The 13370-nt window shown below is 68.8% G+C and carries 13 protein-coding genes; 6 read left to right on the top strand and 7 right to left on the bottom strand.

All coding sequences use genetic code 11. From position 1 onward, the window contains the following. The first annotated feature begins 53 nt into the window (after nucleotides 1-53). On the top strand, nucleotides 54-506 hold the full coding sequence (locus ACN8HC_RS08750) for a GatB/YqeY domain-containing protein (RefSeq protein WP_490074444.1): 453 nt from the start codon (nucleotides 54-56) through the stop codon (nucleotides 504-506). An 8-nt stretch (nucleotides 507-514) separates the two neighbouring features. Here ACN8HC_RS08750 and ACN8HC_RS08745 read toward each other — a convergent pair whose 3' ends face one another. Continuing rightward, nucleotides 515-2845, bottom strand: coding sequence for a transglycosylase domain-containing protein (locus tag ACN8HC_RS08745; RefSeq protein ID WP_490074443.1), 2331 nt, complete (start codon nucleotides 2843-2845; stop codon nucleotides 515-517). Nucleotides 2846-3061: 216 nt separating this feature from the next. Here ACN8HC_RS08745 and ACN8HC_RS08740 point away from each other — a divergent pair, with 216 nt between their 5' ends. Beyond that, nucleotides 3062-3376 (top strand): WhiB family transcriptional regulator, encoded by a 315-nt coding sequence (locus ACN8HC_RS08740; RefSeq protein ID WP_490074442.1) that lies wholly within the window; start codon nucleotides 3062-3064, stop codon nucleotides 3374-3376. A 77-nt stretch (nucleotides 3377-3453) separates the two neighbouring features. Here the strand turns inward: ACN8HC_RS08740 and bagB are convergent, their stop codons facing one another. From bagB to ACN8HC_RS08725, 3 genes are read right to left on the bottom strand one after another with little or no spacing between them, the layout of a single operon-like run. Beyond that, a complete protein-coding gene (bagB, locus tag ACN8HC_RS08735) occupies nucleotides 3454-4620 on the bottom strand; it encodes an ATPase BagB (RefSeq protein WP_490074441.1) in 1167 nt (388 codons plus the stop codon). Beyond that, complete coding sequence (gene bagA, locus ACN8HC_RS08730; RefSeq protein ID WP_490074440.1) at nucleotides 4617-5621, bottom strand: ATPase BagA; 1005 nt, start codon at nucleotides 5619-5621, stop codon at nucleotides 4617-4619. Before bagA ends, bagB begins: the two co-directional genes overlap by 4 nt. A 21-nt stretch (nucleotides 5622-5642) precedes the next feature. Further along, the gene (locus ACN8HC_RS08725) at nucleotides 5643-6365 is read right to left on the bottom strand and encodes an alpha/beta hydrolase family protein (protein WP_490074439.1); all 723 of its coding nucleotides are present in this window, start codon (nucleotides 6363-6365) and stop codon (nucleotides 5643-5645) included. A gap of 104 nt (nucleotides 6366-6469) precedes the next feature. On the opposite strand from ACN8HC_RS08725, the gene ACN8HC_RS08720 reads away from it, so the two are divergent. The 4 genes from ACN8HC_RS08720 to ACN8HC_RS08705 are packed head-to-tail and all read left to right on the top strand — an operon-like array spanning nucleotide 6470 to nucleotide 9244. Beyond that, entirely contained in the window at nucleotides 6470-7753 is a 1284-nt protein-coding gene (locus ACN8HC_RS08720; protein WP_490074438.1) for an NAD(P)/FAD-dependent oxidoreductase, read from the top strand. A gap of 16 nt (nucleotides 7754-7769) precedes the next feature. Beyond that, nucleotides 7770-7928 (top strand): Sp36 family protein, encoded by a 159-nt coding sequence (gene sp36 / locus ACN8HC_RS08715; protein ID WP_188836412.1) that lies wholly within the window; start codon nucleotides 7770-7772, stop codon nucleotides 7926-7928. Between the two features lie 3 nt (nucleotides 7929-7931). After that, a complete protein-coding gene (locus tag ACN8HC_RS08710) occupies nucleotides 7932-8393 on the top strand; it encodes a RidA family protein (protein WP_490074437.1) in 462 nt (153 codons plus the stop codon). 11 nt (nucleotides 8394-8404) lie between these two features. Further along, nucleotides 8405-9244 (top strand): NUDIX hydrolase, encoded by an 840-nt coding sequence (locus ACN8HC_RS08705; RefSeq protein WP_490074436.1) that lies wholly within the window; start codon nucleotides 8405-8407, stop codon nucleotides 9242-9244. A gap of 26 nt (nucleotides 9245-9270) precedes the next feature. Here ACN8HC_RS08705 and ACN8HC_RS08700 read toward each other — a convergent pair whose 3' ends face one another. The 3 genes from ACN8HC_RS08700 to ACN8HC_RS08690 all read right to left on the bottom strand — a co-directional run bounded on the left by ACN8HC_RS08700 (nucleotide 9271) and on the right by ACN8HC_RS08690 (nucleotide 13346). Beyond that, nucleotides 9271-10104 carry a lysozyme gene (locus ACN8HC_RS08700; RefSeq protein WP_490074435.1) on the bottom strand — a complete coding sequence of 278 codons (834 nt, stop codon included), beginning with the start codon at nucleotides 10102-10104 and terminating at the stop codon, nucleotides 9271-9273. Between the two features lie 150 nt (nucleotides 10105-10254). After that, nucleotides 10255-11898, bottom strand: coding sequence for an amidohydrolase (locus ACN8HC_RS08695; RefSeq protein ID WP_490074434.1), 1644 nt, complete (start codon nucleotides 11896-11898; stop codon nucleotides 10255-10257). Beyond that, complete coding sequence (locus ACN8HC_RS08690; protein ID WP_490074433.1) at nucleotides 11895-13346, bottom strand: purine-cytosine permease family protein; 1452 nt, start codon at nucleotides 13344-13346, stop codon at nucleotides 11895-11897. Before ACN8HC_RS08690 ends, ACN8HC_RS08695 begins: the two co-directional genes overlap by 4 nt. Between the last annotated feature and the right edge of the window lie 24 nt (nucleotides 13347-13370).

The following is a 13370-nucleotide window of genomic DNA, read 5'->3' as shown; positions in this document are numbered from 1 at the left end:
GCGGTCCGGCAACTGTGCGGGCCGGATCGACCCGCGGTGCGACACTGGGGTCCATGACGAGCAAGCAGAGCCTGCGTGAGGACATGACCGCCGCCATGCGCGCCCGCGACAAGGTGCGCACCGCCACCCTCCGGATGGCGCTCGCCGCGGTCACCAACGCCGAGGTTGCCGGCAAGGAGGCCAAGGAGCTCAGCGACGACGAGGTCCAGCAGGTCATCGCCAAGGAGGCGAAGAAGCGTCGGGAAGCGGCGCAGGCGTATGACGAGGCCGGCCGCACCGAGCTGGCCGACTCCGAACGGGCCGAGCTGGCCGTGCTCGAGGAATACCTGCCCACGCAACTCACCGACGACGACTTGGCGGCCCTGGTGGCCGACGCGATCACGGAGACCGGTGCGGAGGGCATGGCCGGCATGGGTCAGGTGATGAAGGTCGTCCAACCGAAGGTTGCCGGACGGGCCGAGGGCGCACGGGTCGCCGCAGCGGTGAAGCGGGCACTGCAGGGCTGAGCCCTCCGTCAGCCGGGGTGCTTCGTCGGCGGGCTGTGCTTCGGGGGACCGGTCTTGGTCTTTCCCGGGGGCGGCGGGTTGGTCGTGCTCGTGGGCGGTGGATTGGTCGTCGCCGGAGGCTGAGTCGTGGACGGGGGCGGCGGCTGCGTGGTGGTGGCGGGCGGCACGTAGGTGGAGGTGTAGGTCTGCGTCGAAGTGGTGCTCGGGGGCGACGACGGCGTCTCCTTGCGGATCGTGCCGTCCGGGTTGCGGAAGTAGGCGATCGGCTCGCCCTTCAGGGCGCCGTCCATGATGCCCTTCCAGATCGGTGCGGCGAGGTCGCCGGCGAAGACGTAACCCTTGTAGAAGTGGCCGGCCAGCGTGATGTCCTTCATCGGCTTGAAGCTGTCCGCGTGACCGACCCAGACGGCGGTCGCCATCTGCGGGGTGTAACCGCCGAACCAGATGTTCGTCGACCCGTCGTTGGTGCCGGTCTTGCCCGCGGCGGGCCGGTGGTCGGCCAACAGGACCCGGCCACCGGTGGTGCCGGTCGGATCGGTCAGCACCGTCTCGAAAATCTGGGTGGTCTCCGCGGCGACCTTCTTGCTGATGATCCGCTTGCACTTCGTCCCGGTCAGCTTGAGCTTCTTGCCGTTGCCGTCGGTGATGGACACCACGGGGCGCGGCGGGCAGTAGAGGCCACCGGATGCCACGGTTGCGTAGGCGTTCGCGAGGTCGAGCGGGGTGACGTTGGAGGTGCCCAAGGTGATCGAGGCCGGCGTCGGATCGATCGTCTTGCCGTTGCCGTCCTTGATGCCGAAGTCGGTCGTGGTCTTCATGACGTTGCAGGCACCGAGCTGACTCACGACCGTCGCGAAGACGGTGTTGACCGAGCGGGCTGTCGCCGTGGTCAACGACATCGCTGATCCGGCCCGCGGGTAGGGCTTGTCGTTGGGCAGCGTCCACTTCTCGCCGCGGCCCAGACCACAGCGGCCGGGGAAGTCCTGGTGGGTGAAGACGTGGGCCGGCGCACCTGCCGTCGACTTGCCGTTGTATGTCGGCACCGTGATCGTCTTGTCCGGCTTCCAGCCGGCCTGCAGCGCGGTGATCACCGCAAAGAGCTTTGCGGTGGAGCCGTAGGGGTAACCGCGCCCGGACACCGTGAAGTCGGACGCGTTGAGTCCTCGGCCGGAGGAGTTGGAGTACTTGGTGTTCTGGCCGCTGCCGAGGATCAGCCCGGTGCCCGGCTGAATGGTCACCGCGGCCGAGTCGATGCCCTCGCTGTTGCCCTGCGGCACCTTGGCCCGGATCTGCTTGTCGATGACGTCGGCGATCCTCGGCTGGAAGCTGGTCTTGACCGTCAGACCGCCGCTCTGCAGCGTCGCCAGCCGCTCCTTGGGCGTCTTGCCCAGTGCCGGCTGGGTCTCCAGCCAGCTCACCACGTAGTAGCAGAAGTAGGGGTACTTGGAGTTGGCGCAGCTGTTGGACGCCGTCTGTGTGGGGTGCAGCCCGAGCTTGGAGTTCTGCGCCGCGATCAGTTGCTTCCGGGTGATCATCTTCTGCTGGTACATCTTCTGCAGCACCACGTTGCGGCGCTGCAGCACACCGCTCGGGTTGGTGAACGGGTTGAGCAGCCCTGGCTCGTTGACGATGCCGGCCATCATCGCGGCTTGCGCCAGGTCGAGCTGTGAGGCGTGGACGCCGAAGTAGGTGCGGGCCGCCGCCTCCACGCCGTAGATGTTGCCGCCATACGGCACCAGGTTGAGGTAGCCGTCGAGGATCTGGTCCTTGGTGTATTTCTGCTCCAGCGACACCGCGTATTTCAGTTGCTGCAGCTTACGGACGTAACCCTCCATGCCGGTGCGGCTGACGGCGTCCTTGGCAGCCTGCGTGTTACCGGCATTGAGCGCTTGGTTCTGCAGCGCGATCTTGACGTATTGCTGGGTCAGCGTCGACGCGCCCTGCGTGCCGTTGCTGAAGATGTTGGAGGTGATCGCGCGCGCCAGGCCACGGGAGTCGATCGCACCGTGGCTGTAGAACCGCTCGTCCTCGATGGCGACCTGCGCCTGCTTCATGGGCTTGGAGATCTTGTCGAACGGCACCACGATGCGGTTCTGGCTGAACGGCGTCGCGAGCACTGTGCCGTCCGCGGCGAGGATGCGCGACTGCTGTGCCAGCGGGTTCATCGCGAACGAGCCGGGCATCTCGTTGAAGAGCTTGATGCTGCCGTTGGTTGCCTGTCCCGCAGCGCCCAGGGCGGGCAGCGCCAGACAGGCCGCGATCAGCCCCATGGCCACCGCGGTGGCGATCAAAGCTCCGAGGAGGCTGAGCACGGTGCCGAGACGGGTCGCAACACGCATGGTGGGCAGCGTAACTGCCGAATCTGTCAGGAGCCGCATTCGGTGGGTCCGCATGATAGACGAATCGCGGAACGCGCACGTATAGTGCGAAAGGACTATTTGGGATTAGTCCTCGAGGATCTGGCGGCCGACCCGAACGGTCAATACAGTGACGACAGAACACGGGGCGCGAGGACGTAAAAATCCAAGCTGGGTGGGGAAGGCCGAGAAGAGAACATGACTGCTGTACTGCCGGACAAGGCGACCTGGGACGACAACTGGCCGGCGCGCGCGATGTGTCGGAGCGGATCCTCACCCGACGAACTCTTTGCCAAAGGTGCCGCCCAACAGTCCGCCAAGGCGATTTGCCAGCGGTGCCCCGTTGTTGCCGAGTGCCTTGCCGACGCGCTGGACAACCGCACCGAATACGGCGTCTGGGGCGGTATGACGGAGCGCGAGCGACGCGCGCTGTTGCGCCGCCGCCCCGACGTGCGTTCCTGGGCGCAGCTGTTCAAGCTCGCGCGCGCCGACGAAGCGCGAACCACCGACTGAGCCGAGGGGACAGGCGAACCCGAGCCAGGCGGACGCCTTCCTCGGCCACCGCTGATCAGCACCCTCCTCGAACGCAGCTAATCGGCCAGTTGTGCGCCGATGTCGCGCAACTGCTCCACGTCGTTGACGTCCTGGGCCGCCGCGGCGACCAGCACCTGGGGGATGGTCGGATGCGCGGCGGTGAACCGGCCGATCGCCGCCTCCTGCCGCACCGCCTGTGCCGCGTGCTCGGCGTGCAACCGCAGCAGCGCCGCCGTGTCGGCCGGTTGCCAGCCGGCGCCGGGGCGGTCGGCGAGTCCGTCCGCCTCCTCGGCTGCCGCCTCCGCCCGGCCCTCGCGCAGTGACGGCACCCGGGTGCGCTCCACGCGGTTGACGACCAGACCGGCCAGCGGCATACGCTCCTCGGCCAGCCGGCCGGCGAAGAACGACGCCTCGCGCAGCGCGTCGCGCTCCGGCGTGGCGACCACGACGAACGCCGTCGCCGCGTCGCTGAGCAGCGCGTAGGTCTGGTCGGCGCGCTCGCGGAAACCGCCGAACATCGAGTCCAGCGCCGCGACGAAAGTCTGCGCGTCGCGCAGCAGTTGGCCGCCGAGCACCTTCGACATCACCGCGGTCATCGTGGTGACACCGACCGACATGACCTTCAGATAGGCACGGCCGCCCGCCTTCGCCGGTGACATCAGCAGCCGGATGAACTTGCCGTCCAGGAACGACCCCAGCCGCTTCGGCGCGTCCAGGAAGTCCAGCGCCGAACGCGACGGGGGCGTGTCGACCACGATGAGATCCCAGCGGGCCGCGCCATCGGCCTGCTCGGCGTGCAGCTGGCCGAGCCGCTCCATCGCCATGTATTCCTGCGTGCCGGCGAACGAGCTGGAAACCGCTTGGTAGAAGGGGTTTTCTAGGATCTGCTGCGCCTTCTCCCGAGCGGCGTGCCGCAGCACCAGCTCGTCGAAGGTGCGCTTCATGTCGAGCATCATCGCGTCGAGCGAACCGCCCGCCGAAGCGTCGATCGACTCCACCGGTGCCGGCTCGTTGTCGAGGTGCTCGAGGCCCAGTGCCTGCGCAAGCCGCTTGGCCGGGTCAATGGTCAGCACCGCCACCGTGCGGCCCTGCTCGGCCGCTCGGATGGCGATCGCGGCCGCCGTCGTGGTCTTGCCGACGCCGCCGGAGCCGCAGCACACGATGGTGCGCACGGAGTCGTCGCGCAGGAGGGTGTCGATGTCGAGTGCGGGTGCCTGTGTCATGCGCCTGTCCCGTCTTCGGTCAACGCTGCGGTCAGCTCCAGCAGGCCGCCGGCATCCATGCCGCCGGGAATCATCGGCAGGTGATAGGTCGGCAGGCCGAGCTCCTCCAGTGCAGCGCGCTCGCGGTCCTGCAGGGCCAGCCGCTGAGTGAGGTCGAGACCGGTCTGCGTCAGGCCATTCAGCAACCGCGGCCCGACGCGCAGCCCGACCGCGGCGAGATCCTCGGCGAGCGGCGCCTCGTCGAAGCCGTCGGCGTTCAGCAGTTCCAGCGTCTTGTCGGTCACCGGGGGAGTGACCTCTTGATTGATCACGAGTGCACCGAGCGGCAGGGACAGCGCGCGCAGCTCCGCCGCCGCCTCGACCGTCTCCTGCACCGGCATCTCCTCCAGCAGGGTGACCAAGTGCACCACGGTCTGCGAGGACTGCAGCAGCGCGGTGATGGCGTCCGCCTGGTTCTTGATCGGGCCCACCTTGGCCAGGCCGGCCATCGCGTGGTTGACCCCGAGGAACTGGGCGACCCGGCCGGTGGGCGGGGCGTCGAGGACGACCGCGCCATACAAGTGGTCGCTGCGGGTGCCCCGTCGGCTGGGGCGGCGGCGGACCGCCTCGTAGACCTTGCCGATCAGCAGCACGTCGCGCAGGCCCGGGGCGACCGTGGTCGCGAAGTCGATGACGCCGAAGCGCTCCAGCATGCCGCCGGCCATGCCGAGTTTGTAGAACATCTGCAGGTATTCGAGGAGTGCGGCCTTCGGCTCGACGGACAACCCCATCACCTGGCCGCCGCCCGGGCCGGTGGCGACCTGTACCTCGTCGTCGCCGCGCAGCCGCGGCACGTCGAAGACACCGCTGATGCCTTGACGGCCCTCGACCTCGGCGACCAGCACCCGCTTGCCCTCGGTTGCCAGCGCCATCGCGAGGGCGGCGGCGACGGTGGTCTTGCCGGTGCCCCCCTTGCCCGTCACGATGTGCAGGCGCACGCCCTCCCAGTCGCCGATGGTCATGACCTCACGGTATCGGGGTGCTCAGGGCAGGATCGCGTCGACGGCCGCCACGGTGTGCGCGAAGTATGCCGAACGCGGATCGATCAACTCGAAGTGCCCGCAGCCGGCAAGGACCTGCAAGGACACTCCGTTGCCCACGGCCGCCTGGTAGCTCTCCGACACCTCGACCGGCACCCGGTCGTCGGCCGCACCGTGCACCAGCCGCACCGGCACCGGCGGTCGTCCGAGGAGGGCCGGGTCGGCGGCTCGCCATACGGCTTCCGGGGCGGAGCCGAACAGCGCTGCGGCTGCTCTTTCCCCCAGTCCCAGATCGCGCGTCAGGTGCAGGTCGACGCAGCCCGCCAGCGAAACGGCACCCGCAACGCCGAGATCCTGGTGCACCGCCCACGCCGCCAGGTGCCCGCCCGCCGAGTGGCCGAGCAGCACGATGCGGTCCGGCAGCTCCGGGTCGTGGCCGACGGCATCGGCCCCCGCCACCACGTCGGACGCCATGGCCGGCCAGTCCCCGGGGATGCGGCGGTATTCGATCGTCACGACGTGAAAACCATGCGCTGCCAAAGCCACCGACTGCATGCCGGCATGCGCGCGGTCGTATGCCGGCCGCCAGAACCCACCATGCAGCACCACGACGGTGACGTCGCGAGGAGTGCCGGAGGGCGCGCGCACGTCATACAGCTGGTCGGGAAGCCGGCCGTAGGCGACGGTGCGATCCGGCGGCGGCGCCGTCATCGAGAGGATGGACACGGCCTCCGACCCTACTGGCTGGTTGTGAGCCAGTTAACGTTCGAAACCGAAAGATTGCTACCGTCCGACGGCAGGTAACGAATCATCCGGAAAGAGGTTGCCACATGGTGCTCGAACCCCTTCGGCCCACCAAAGGCCAGGGCACCCCACACGTTGTCGTCATCGGAGCGGGCATGGTCGGGCTGTCGACCGCCTGGCACCTGCAGGAGCGCGGTGTGGAGGTCACGGTCGTGGAGCGGTCGGGGGTCGCTGCCGGCAGCTCGTGGGGCAACGCCGGCTGGGTGTCGCCCGGTCTGTGTGTGCCGCTGTCGGATCCGTCGGTGATCAAGTACGGCCTGAAGGCCCTGCTCGACCCCGACTCCCCGCTCTACATCCCGATGAAGCCGGACCCCAAGCTGGCCGCGTTCCTGCTCGGGTTCGCCCGGCGGTGCACGCCGGCGCAGTGGAAGCGGACGATGGACAAGTTCGTGCCGGTCAACCGCCGCGCGATCGAGGCCTACCAGTTCCTGGAGGACCACGGTGTGCAGGCGACGTCGCACGAGGCGCCGATCATGGCGGCCTTCCGGCGCGCTCAGGACGCGGCCGGGCTCGAGCACGAGGTGCGGCTGATCCGGGAGGCCGGGCTGGAGCTCGAGGCGACCGAGGTCGACAACGCGACGTTGCGCGCCGAGTTGCCGATCGTCAGCGCCGATGTCGAGAAGGCGATCCGGCTCGGCGGTCAGCGCTACATCAACCCCGGCGAGTATGTCGATGCGCTCGCGCACGCGGTCGCCGAGCGGGGCGGTCACATGGTGATCGGTTCCAATGCGCGGGCGCTGCGGCATGGTCCGGGCGGCGTGACGGTGGAGATGGTCAGTGGTGAGCCGATCTCCGGTGACGCCGTGGTGATCGCGACCGGTGCCTGGCTGCCCGAGCTGGCCAGGGTGTGCGGGGTGAAGATCCCGGTGCGGGCGGGACGCGGCTACAGCTTCTCGGTGTCGATCACCGACCCGGCGAACCGTCCGGTGCCCTGCCCGGTCTACTTCCCGTTCGAACGGGTGGCGTGCACGCCGCTCGGAGACCGGTTGCGGGTGGGCGGCACGATGGAGTTCGCCGGCACCGAGGAACCCCTGCACATCGAACGCGTCGACGCGATCGTCAAGAACGCCAAACCGCTGCTGTCCGGCGTGGACTGGGACGACCAGCAGGACACCTGGGTGGGTGGCCGCCCGGTCAGCGTCGACGGTCTGCCGCTCGTGGGTGCCACCCGGGTCCCGCGGGTGTTCGCCAACGGCGGCCACGGCATGTGGGGCATCACCCTCGGGCCGCTGTCCGGCCAGCTGCTGGCCGAGCAGATCGTCACCGGCGTCACGCCGCCCGAACTCCTCCCCTTCGACCCGACTCGGTGAGGAATAGGGTGACGGCATGACGACCTGGGAGTATGCAACCGTTCCATTGATAGTCCACGCCACCAAGCAGATCCTCGACCAGTGGGGCGAGGACGGCTGGGAGCTCGTCCAGGTGGTGCCCGGCCCCGACGGCAACAGCCTCGTTGCCTACCTCAAGCGTCCCAAGGAGCAGTGACAGATGTCCGCAGTTGAAGACCGTCTCGCCGAGCTGGGCCTGCAAGTGCCCGATGTCGCGGCACCCGTCGCGGCATACGTGCCCGTCGTCAAGGACGGCTGCCTCGTCTTCACCTCCGGCCAGTTGCCGATGGTCGACGGCAAACTGCAGGCGACGGGCAAGGTGGGCGCCGAGGTGAGCCAGGAGGATGCCGCCAAGCTCGCGGAGATCTGTGCCCTCAACGCGATCGCCGCCGTGAAGTCGGAGATCGGCGACCTGGACCAGGTCACCCGCGTCGTGAAGGTGGTCGGGTTCGTGGCCAGCGACCCGACCTTCACCGGGCAGCCGGCCGTGATCAACGGCGCCAGCGAACTGCTAGGCAAGGCGTTCGGGGAGCGGGGCGCGCACGCCCGTTCCGCCGTCGGTGTCGCATCCCTGCCGATGGACGCACCGGTCGAGGTCGAGATCACCGTCTCGGTGCAGTAGTTCCCGACGTCGTGACCTCGACGCACGACCTCGAGTTGCCTGGAGTCCTGCGGGACAACGCACTTGCCTGGCTGTCGACGCCGCCGCCGGAGCGCACCATCGCTCCGGCGCGCTTGGCGTCGACAGTCATGTTGTTGCGCGAGTCCTCTTCCGGTGCGGAGGTCTTCATGCAGCGGCGGGTGTCGTCCATGAAGTTCGCGCCGTCGATGTGGGTCTTTCCCGGTGGCGGGATGGATCCCCGCGACGAGGCACGGGATGTGCCGTGGGCCGGACCGTCCCCGCAGGACTGGGCACGGTTGATGGGCCTGCCCGAGCCGATCGCCCAGGCGCTCGTCATCGCCGCCGTGCGTGAGGTGTTCGAGGAGTGCGGCGTGCTGCTCGCCGGCCCGAGCACCGAGACGGTCGTGCTCGACGTCGCCGAACCGGACTGGCAGGCGGCCCGCGCCGCGTTGCTCGACCGCAGTGTCGCCTTCGGCGAACTGCTGGAGCACCGCGAACTGCGCCTCCGGTCGGACCTGTTGGCGCTCCAGGACCACTGGATCACGCCCGAGATGGAGCCGCGCCGCTACGACACCTGGTTCTTCTCCGCGCTGCTGCCCGAGCGGCAGGTCGCCGACGCCCACACGACGGAGGCGGAGGAGGCCGTATGGCGCCGCCCGGCCGACGTCCTCGCGCAGGCGAGGGCCGGGCAGGCCCGGATGTTCCCGCCGACGCGGGTTCAGCTAGAGCGGTTGGCGGCGTGGCCGGACCTGGCGCCGGCAACGGTGAGCCGCGCAGGGCTCACCGCCGTGATGCCTCAGCCGGTGCGGCTGGGCGAGCGGGTGGTGCTGCGCGCCCAGCTCAACGACTGAACCCGGCGCAACGGCCGGGGCCCCGGTCAGCCGTAGGCGAGAGCGCGAACCCGGGACAGGTCGCCGTTGAACCAGTCCTGGTCGATCGGTGAGTCGGTGTATTGCCACATCGTGTAGTAGAGCCAGCTGCCGGGCAGCGTTCCGGCCGTCGAGGCGTAGCGCGCGATCCACAGCGCGTTGCTCTGACTGAAGGCGGTCGAGTTGCCGGTGCACGTCTTCCACCAGCCGGTGGTCGTGTAGATGACGGCGTCCCGCCCGGTCCGGCGCTTGTATTCGGTGAGGAACGACCGGATCCAGCCGACCATGGACGACTGGGAAAGGCCGTAACACGTTGCGCCGTAAGGGTTGTACTCGATGTCGAGCATCCCCGGCAGCGTCTTGCCGTCCGCCGACCAGCCGCCTCCGTGCGACACGAAGTAGTCGGCCTGGGTCGTCCCGGAGGAGTTCGCGGGGTTGGCGAAGTGGTAGGCACCGCGGATCATGCCGACCTTGTAGCTGCCGTTGTACTGCTGCGCGAAGTAGGCGTTGGTGTAGTAGGTGCCCTCAGTGGCCTTCGTGTAGGCCCAGCGCACTCCGGCGCCCCACTGGGACGACCAGTTCACGTTGCCCTGGTATCCCGAGACGTCGATGCCCGGCGTCTGCGTCGCCGCCGCGTAGGGCCGCACCAGGGCAGCGCTGCGATTACTGCCGGCGTGCTGCTCCCAGCCGGCATACGCGCCGCCGGCTTCGGTGATGCCGGCGGCCCGGGCGGCCTTGGTCGGCTTCGGGTGATGCGGCGTGGCCGCACCGGCGGGACTCATGGTCGCGAGGAGCGCCAGTGCGGTGACGGCGGCACCGACGGCGGGCAGAGCTCTATTCATCGAGGATCCTTTGCGCAAAGCGATGGTAAGCGGAAGAGAGGCCAGGGAACCTCAGCTTTACCAACTTGCACAATATTCACTTTTGGTCCAACGCGTCACCAGCGTTAGGTAAAATTTTGACAAGCGGGCGCGGCGCGTCGACGGAAAACGTCATGGGTGTCGGGAGGAAGCGCGCCGGGCGAGATCAGCGCAGTGCAGCTCCTCCCCGGCCAGCACCCTCGTCGTCACCCGGGCGGTGAGCAGCGCGTCCGGACCCAGGGTGAACGGGTTCTCGTCGAGCACGACGAAATCGGCGGATCGCCCCGTGGCCAGCGTGCCGGTGACAGCTTCCCATTGCCCCGAGTAGGCGGCGTCGGCCGTCGCGTGGGCGACCGACTCGGTCAGCGGCAGCGCGAAATCGGGCAGGTTGGGCGGCAGCGCGGGGTCCAGCGCCGACCGGCGAGTACTGGCCACGAACAGGTTCGGCAGCGGCGGGTATGGCGCCGTCGGCGCGTCCGTGCCGAAGGCGAGCCGGGCCCCAGCGCCGGTGAACTCCGGCCAGGGATAACCACGCTCGACGCGCTCGTCACCGAGGTTCGCGCGCCACGTGTCCTGGATCGCCGGGTCGGAGTGCACCGGTTGCATCGACGCGATCACGCCCAGCCGCGCCAGCCGGGCGACGTTCTCCTCGGTCACCGTCTCGAGGTGCTCGATGCGGTGCCGGCGCGGGCGCGGGCCATTGACCTCCATCGCGTGCTCGAGTGCGGAGAGGGCGATGTCGGAGGCCTCGTCGCCGATCGCGTGCATCGCGATCTGCAGACCGGCGGCATCGGCGGCGACCACCACGGGGGTGAGCGCCTCGAGCGACCAGATGGGCCCGGGATGGCTGCCGTCGGCGAAGGGCTTCTTCATGGCCGCGGTGCAACTGTCGATCACCCCGTCGACCATGAGCTTGATGCCGTTGATTCTCAGCCACGGTCCGGTGAGCCGCTCGCGCAGCTCGATCACGTGCTCCAGCTGGGCGAGATCGGCCCGCGTGGAAGCGGTCCGGTCGATCACCCAGTGACCGGCGACGCGGATCGGCAACCGGCCCGCGCCGGCGGCCAGGGCACGCTCCAGCGCGCAGACCTCCGGCTCGCCGAGACCCATGTCGATCGCAGCCATGACACCGGCGGCACAGTAGTGCTCGAACGCGGCTGCAAGTGCGGCGTCGGCACTCTCGGTGGTTTCCACGCTCTCCAGGAAGTCCCGCATCAGCCCTAGTGATGCCGTCTCGTGCAGCAGGCCGGTCGCGACGCCGTCGGCGTCCCGGGTGATGGTGCCGCCGATCGGGTCAGGAGTTTCGTCGTCGATGCCCAGCTCGTGCAGCGCCGCCGTGTTGACCCAGCCGGTGTGCACGTCGTTGGAGATCAGGTAGACCGGCCGGTCGGGCACCGCTGCGTCGAGCATTCGCCGGTCCGGCATACGGCCCTGCAGCGGTGCATAGAGCCAGCTGCGTCCGACGACGCGTGCGGCATCGGGGTTCGCCGCGGCAGCCGCGGCGAGCCGCTGCTGTATGTCGGCCAGGTCGACCGCCGGCAGCAGATCGACCTGCTGCAGCGACGTGCCCAGGCCGAGCAGGTGCGTGTGCGCGTCGACGAATCCGGGCAGGACCAGCGCGCCGTCGAGCTCGACCACCCGGCCGTTGCCGGCGATCGCGTCCGCGCCGGCGACGTCTCCGACATACGCGATCAGACCGTCACGCACGACCAGCGACTCCGCCCAGGAGCCGTTCGCGGCATACACCATCCCGCCGCGGTAATGAACCGAACTCATGAGGCGAAGGACCTCCTCGCCGCGCGGTAGCGCGGCATCAGCAGTAGGTAGGCGATGCCCGGCAGGAAGGTGCCGACCCAGACCGACACGTCGACACCGCTGAGTCCGCCGGCGACCCAGCCGGTGTAGCTCGCGCCGCCCGAGAAGACGACGGATGCTGACATCGCGCTCAGGACGATGCCGCCGACCGCGCAGCCGATGCCGACGAGGTTGGCGCCGCCCGAATACCAGTAGGGGCTGGTCCGGCTCTCGTCGCACAGTCCGGGGCCGTCGTATCGATTGCGACGCAGGATCATGTCGGCGACATACACCGACATCACCGGGCCCAGTACGACGACGGCGAGCTGCAGCGCGTTCTGCACGGTGTCCAGGAAGTTGGAGACGAGCACCGCGTAGAGCGTCATGAGCGTGCCGACCGTGCCGTCGAGCAGCACCGTGCGGGTGCGCGGCCACTTGATGCCGACCACCTGCAGGGCCAGGCCTGAGCTGTATGCCGTCATCGCGTTGTTCGCCACGGTGCCGAGGATGACCGCGATCATGAAGACCGGGCCGAACCATGGCGGCAGAATGTGGTCGAGTGCACGCACGGGGTCGGACATGTCGAGCGCGGTCGCGGCCAGCACACCGACGATGGTGAAGATCATGTTCGGTATGGCGGAGCCGACCGCGGTCCACCACGCCACCGACGCCCCGGACGTCTTCGAGGGCAGATACCGGGCGAAGTCCGCGCTGTTGTTGTAGGACAACGGCGCCGACGCGATGGTGGCGACCGCCGCGGCCAGGCTGCCCCACAGCAGTGCGCCGTGCAACGGCTGCTTGGGGTGGTAGCCGAACTGCGCGTGCGCCAGCACATAGGCGGAGGCGATCACGAAGACGACCACCAGGCTCCAGGCCAGCGGCTGGTAGAGCCGCATGATCAGCCCGTGACCGTAGACGCTGATGGTCAGCGTCACCGCGGACACCACCAGGATCAGCAGGATCTTGACCGGATCAGCGGTGTCGACGCCCACCCGGTGAGCCAGTTCGAAGCTGACCACGGCGACCGTCGCCCAGTTGATCGCCAGGTAGCACACGCTGATGAACCAGCCGTTGACGAAGATCGCGACGCGGTTGGCCCGGGTGCCGAAGAGCGCGCGCATGATGACTTCGCTCGGTGTGCCGGCAGCTGGGCCGCTGGCGGCGACCACGCCGGTGAAGACGGTGAAGAGGCTGCCGACCACGATCGCGGCGATCGCCTGCCAGAGGGTCAGCCCGAACACCGCAATGAGCAGGCCGCCGACCAGCAGGTTGAGGTAGTTGACGTTGGGTGCCGCCCAGACCGCGAACAGTTCACGCGGCCGCCCGTGTCGCTCGGACTCGGGGATGTAGTCGATCCCGTGCGTCTCGACGCGGGTGGGTTGGTCGGGTATGGCGGTGGCGTCGTCATACGACTTGGTGGTGGTGGTCATCCGGGCTCTCCAGGGGTGCGGCCG

It is taken from the genome of Flexivirga sp. YIM B11880, assembly GCF_058148645.1.
Note: the sequence above shows the minus strand (reverse complement) of the source record. Positions and strands in the feature narration are given on the sequence as shown.

What these genes read in the sequence shown, in the direction of transcription:
- ACN8HC_RS08750 (WP_490074444.1), top strand. Translation starts at nt 54, where the DNA reads ATGACGAGCAAGCAGAGCCTGCGTGAGGACATGACCGCCGCCATGCGC.
- ACN8HC_RS08745 (WP_490074443.1), bottom strand. Translation starts at nt 2,845, where the DNA reads ATGCGTGTTGCGACCCGTCTCGGCACCGTGCTCAGCCTCCTCGGAGCT.
- ACN8HC_RS08740 (WP_490074442.1), top strand. Translation starts at nt 3,062, where the DNA reads ATGACTGCTGTACTGCCGGACAAGGCGACCTGGGACGACAACTGGCCG.
- bagB (WP_490074441.1), bottom strand. Translation starts at nt 4,620, where the DNA reads ATGACACAGGCACCCGCACTCGACATCGACACCCTCCTGCGCGACGAC.
- bagA (WP_490074440.1), bottom strand. Translation starts at nt 5,621, where the DNA reads ATGACCATCGGCGACTGGGAGGGCGTGCGCCTGCACATCGTGACGGGC.
- ACN8HC_RS08720 (WP_490074438.1), top strand. Translation starts at nt 6,470, where the DNA reads ATGGTGCTCGAACCCCTTCGGCCCACCAAAGGCCAGGGCACCCCACAC.
- sp36 (WP_188836412.1), top strand. Translation starts at nt 7,770, where the DNA reads ATGACGACCTGGGAGTATGCAACCGTTCCATTGATAGTCCACGCCACC.
- ACN8HC_RS08710 (WP_490074437.1), top strand. Translation starts at nt 7,932, where the DNA reads ATGTCCGCAGTTGAAGACCGTCTCGCCGAGCTGGGCCTGCAAGTGCCC.
- ACN8HC_RS08700 (WP_490074435.1), bottom strand. Translation starts at nt 10,104, where the DNA reads ATGAATAGAGCTCTGCCCGCCGTCGGTGCCGCCGTCACCGCACTGGCG.
- ACN8HC_RS08695 (WP_490074434.1), bottom strand. Translation starts at nt 11,898, where the DNA reads ATGAGTTCGGTTCATTACCGCGGCGGGATGGTGTATGCCGCGAACGGC.
- ACN8HC_RS08690 (WP_490074433.1), bottom strand. Translation starts at nt 13,346, where the DNA reads ATGACCACCACCACCAAGTCGTATGACGACGCCACCGCCATACCCGAC.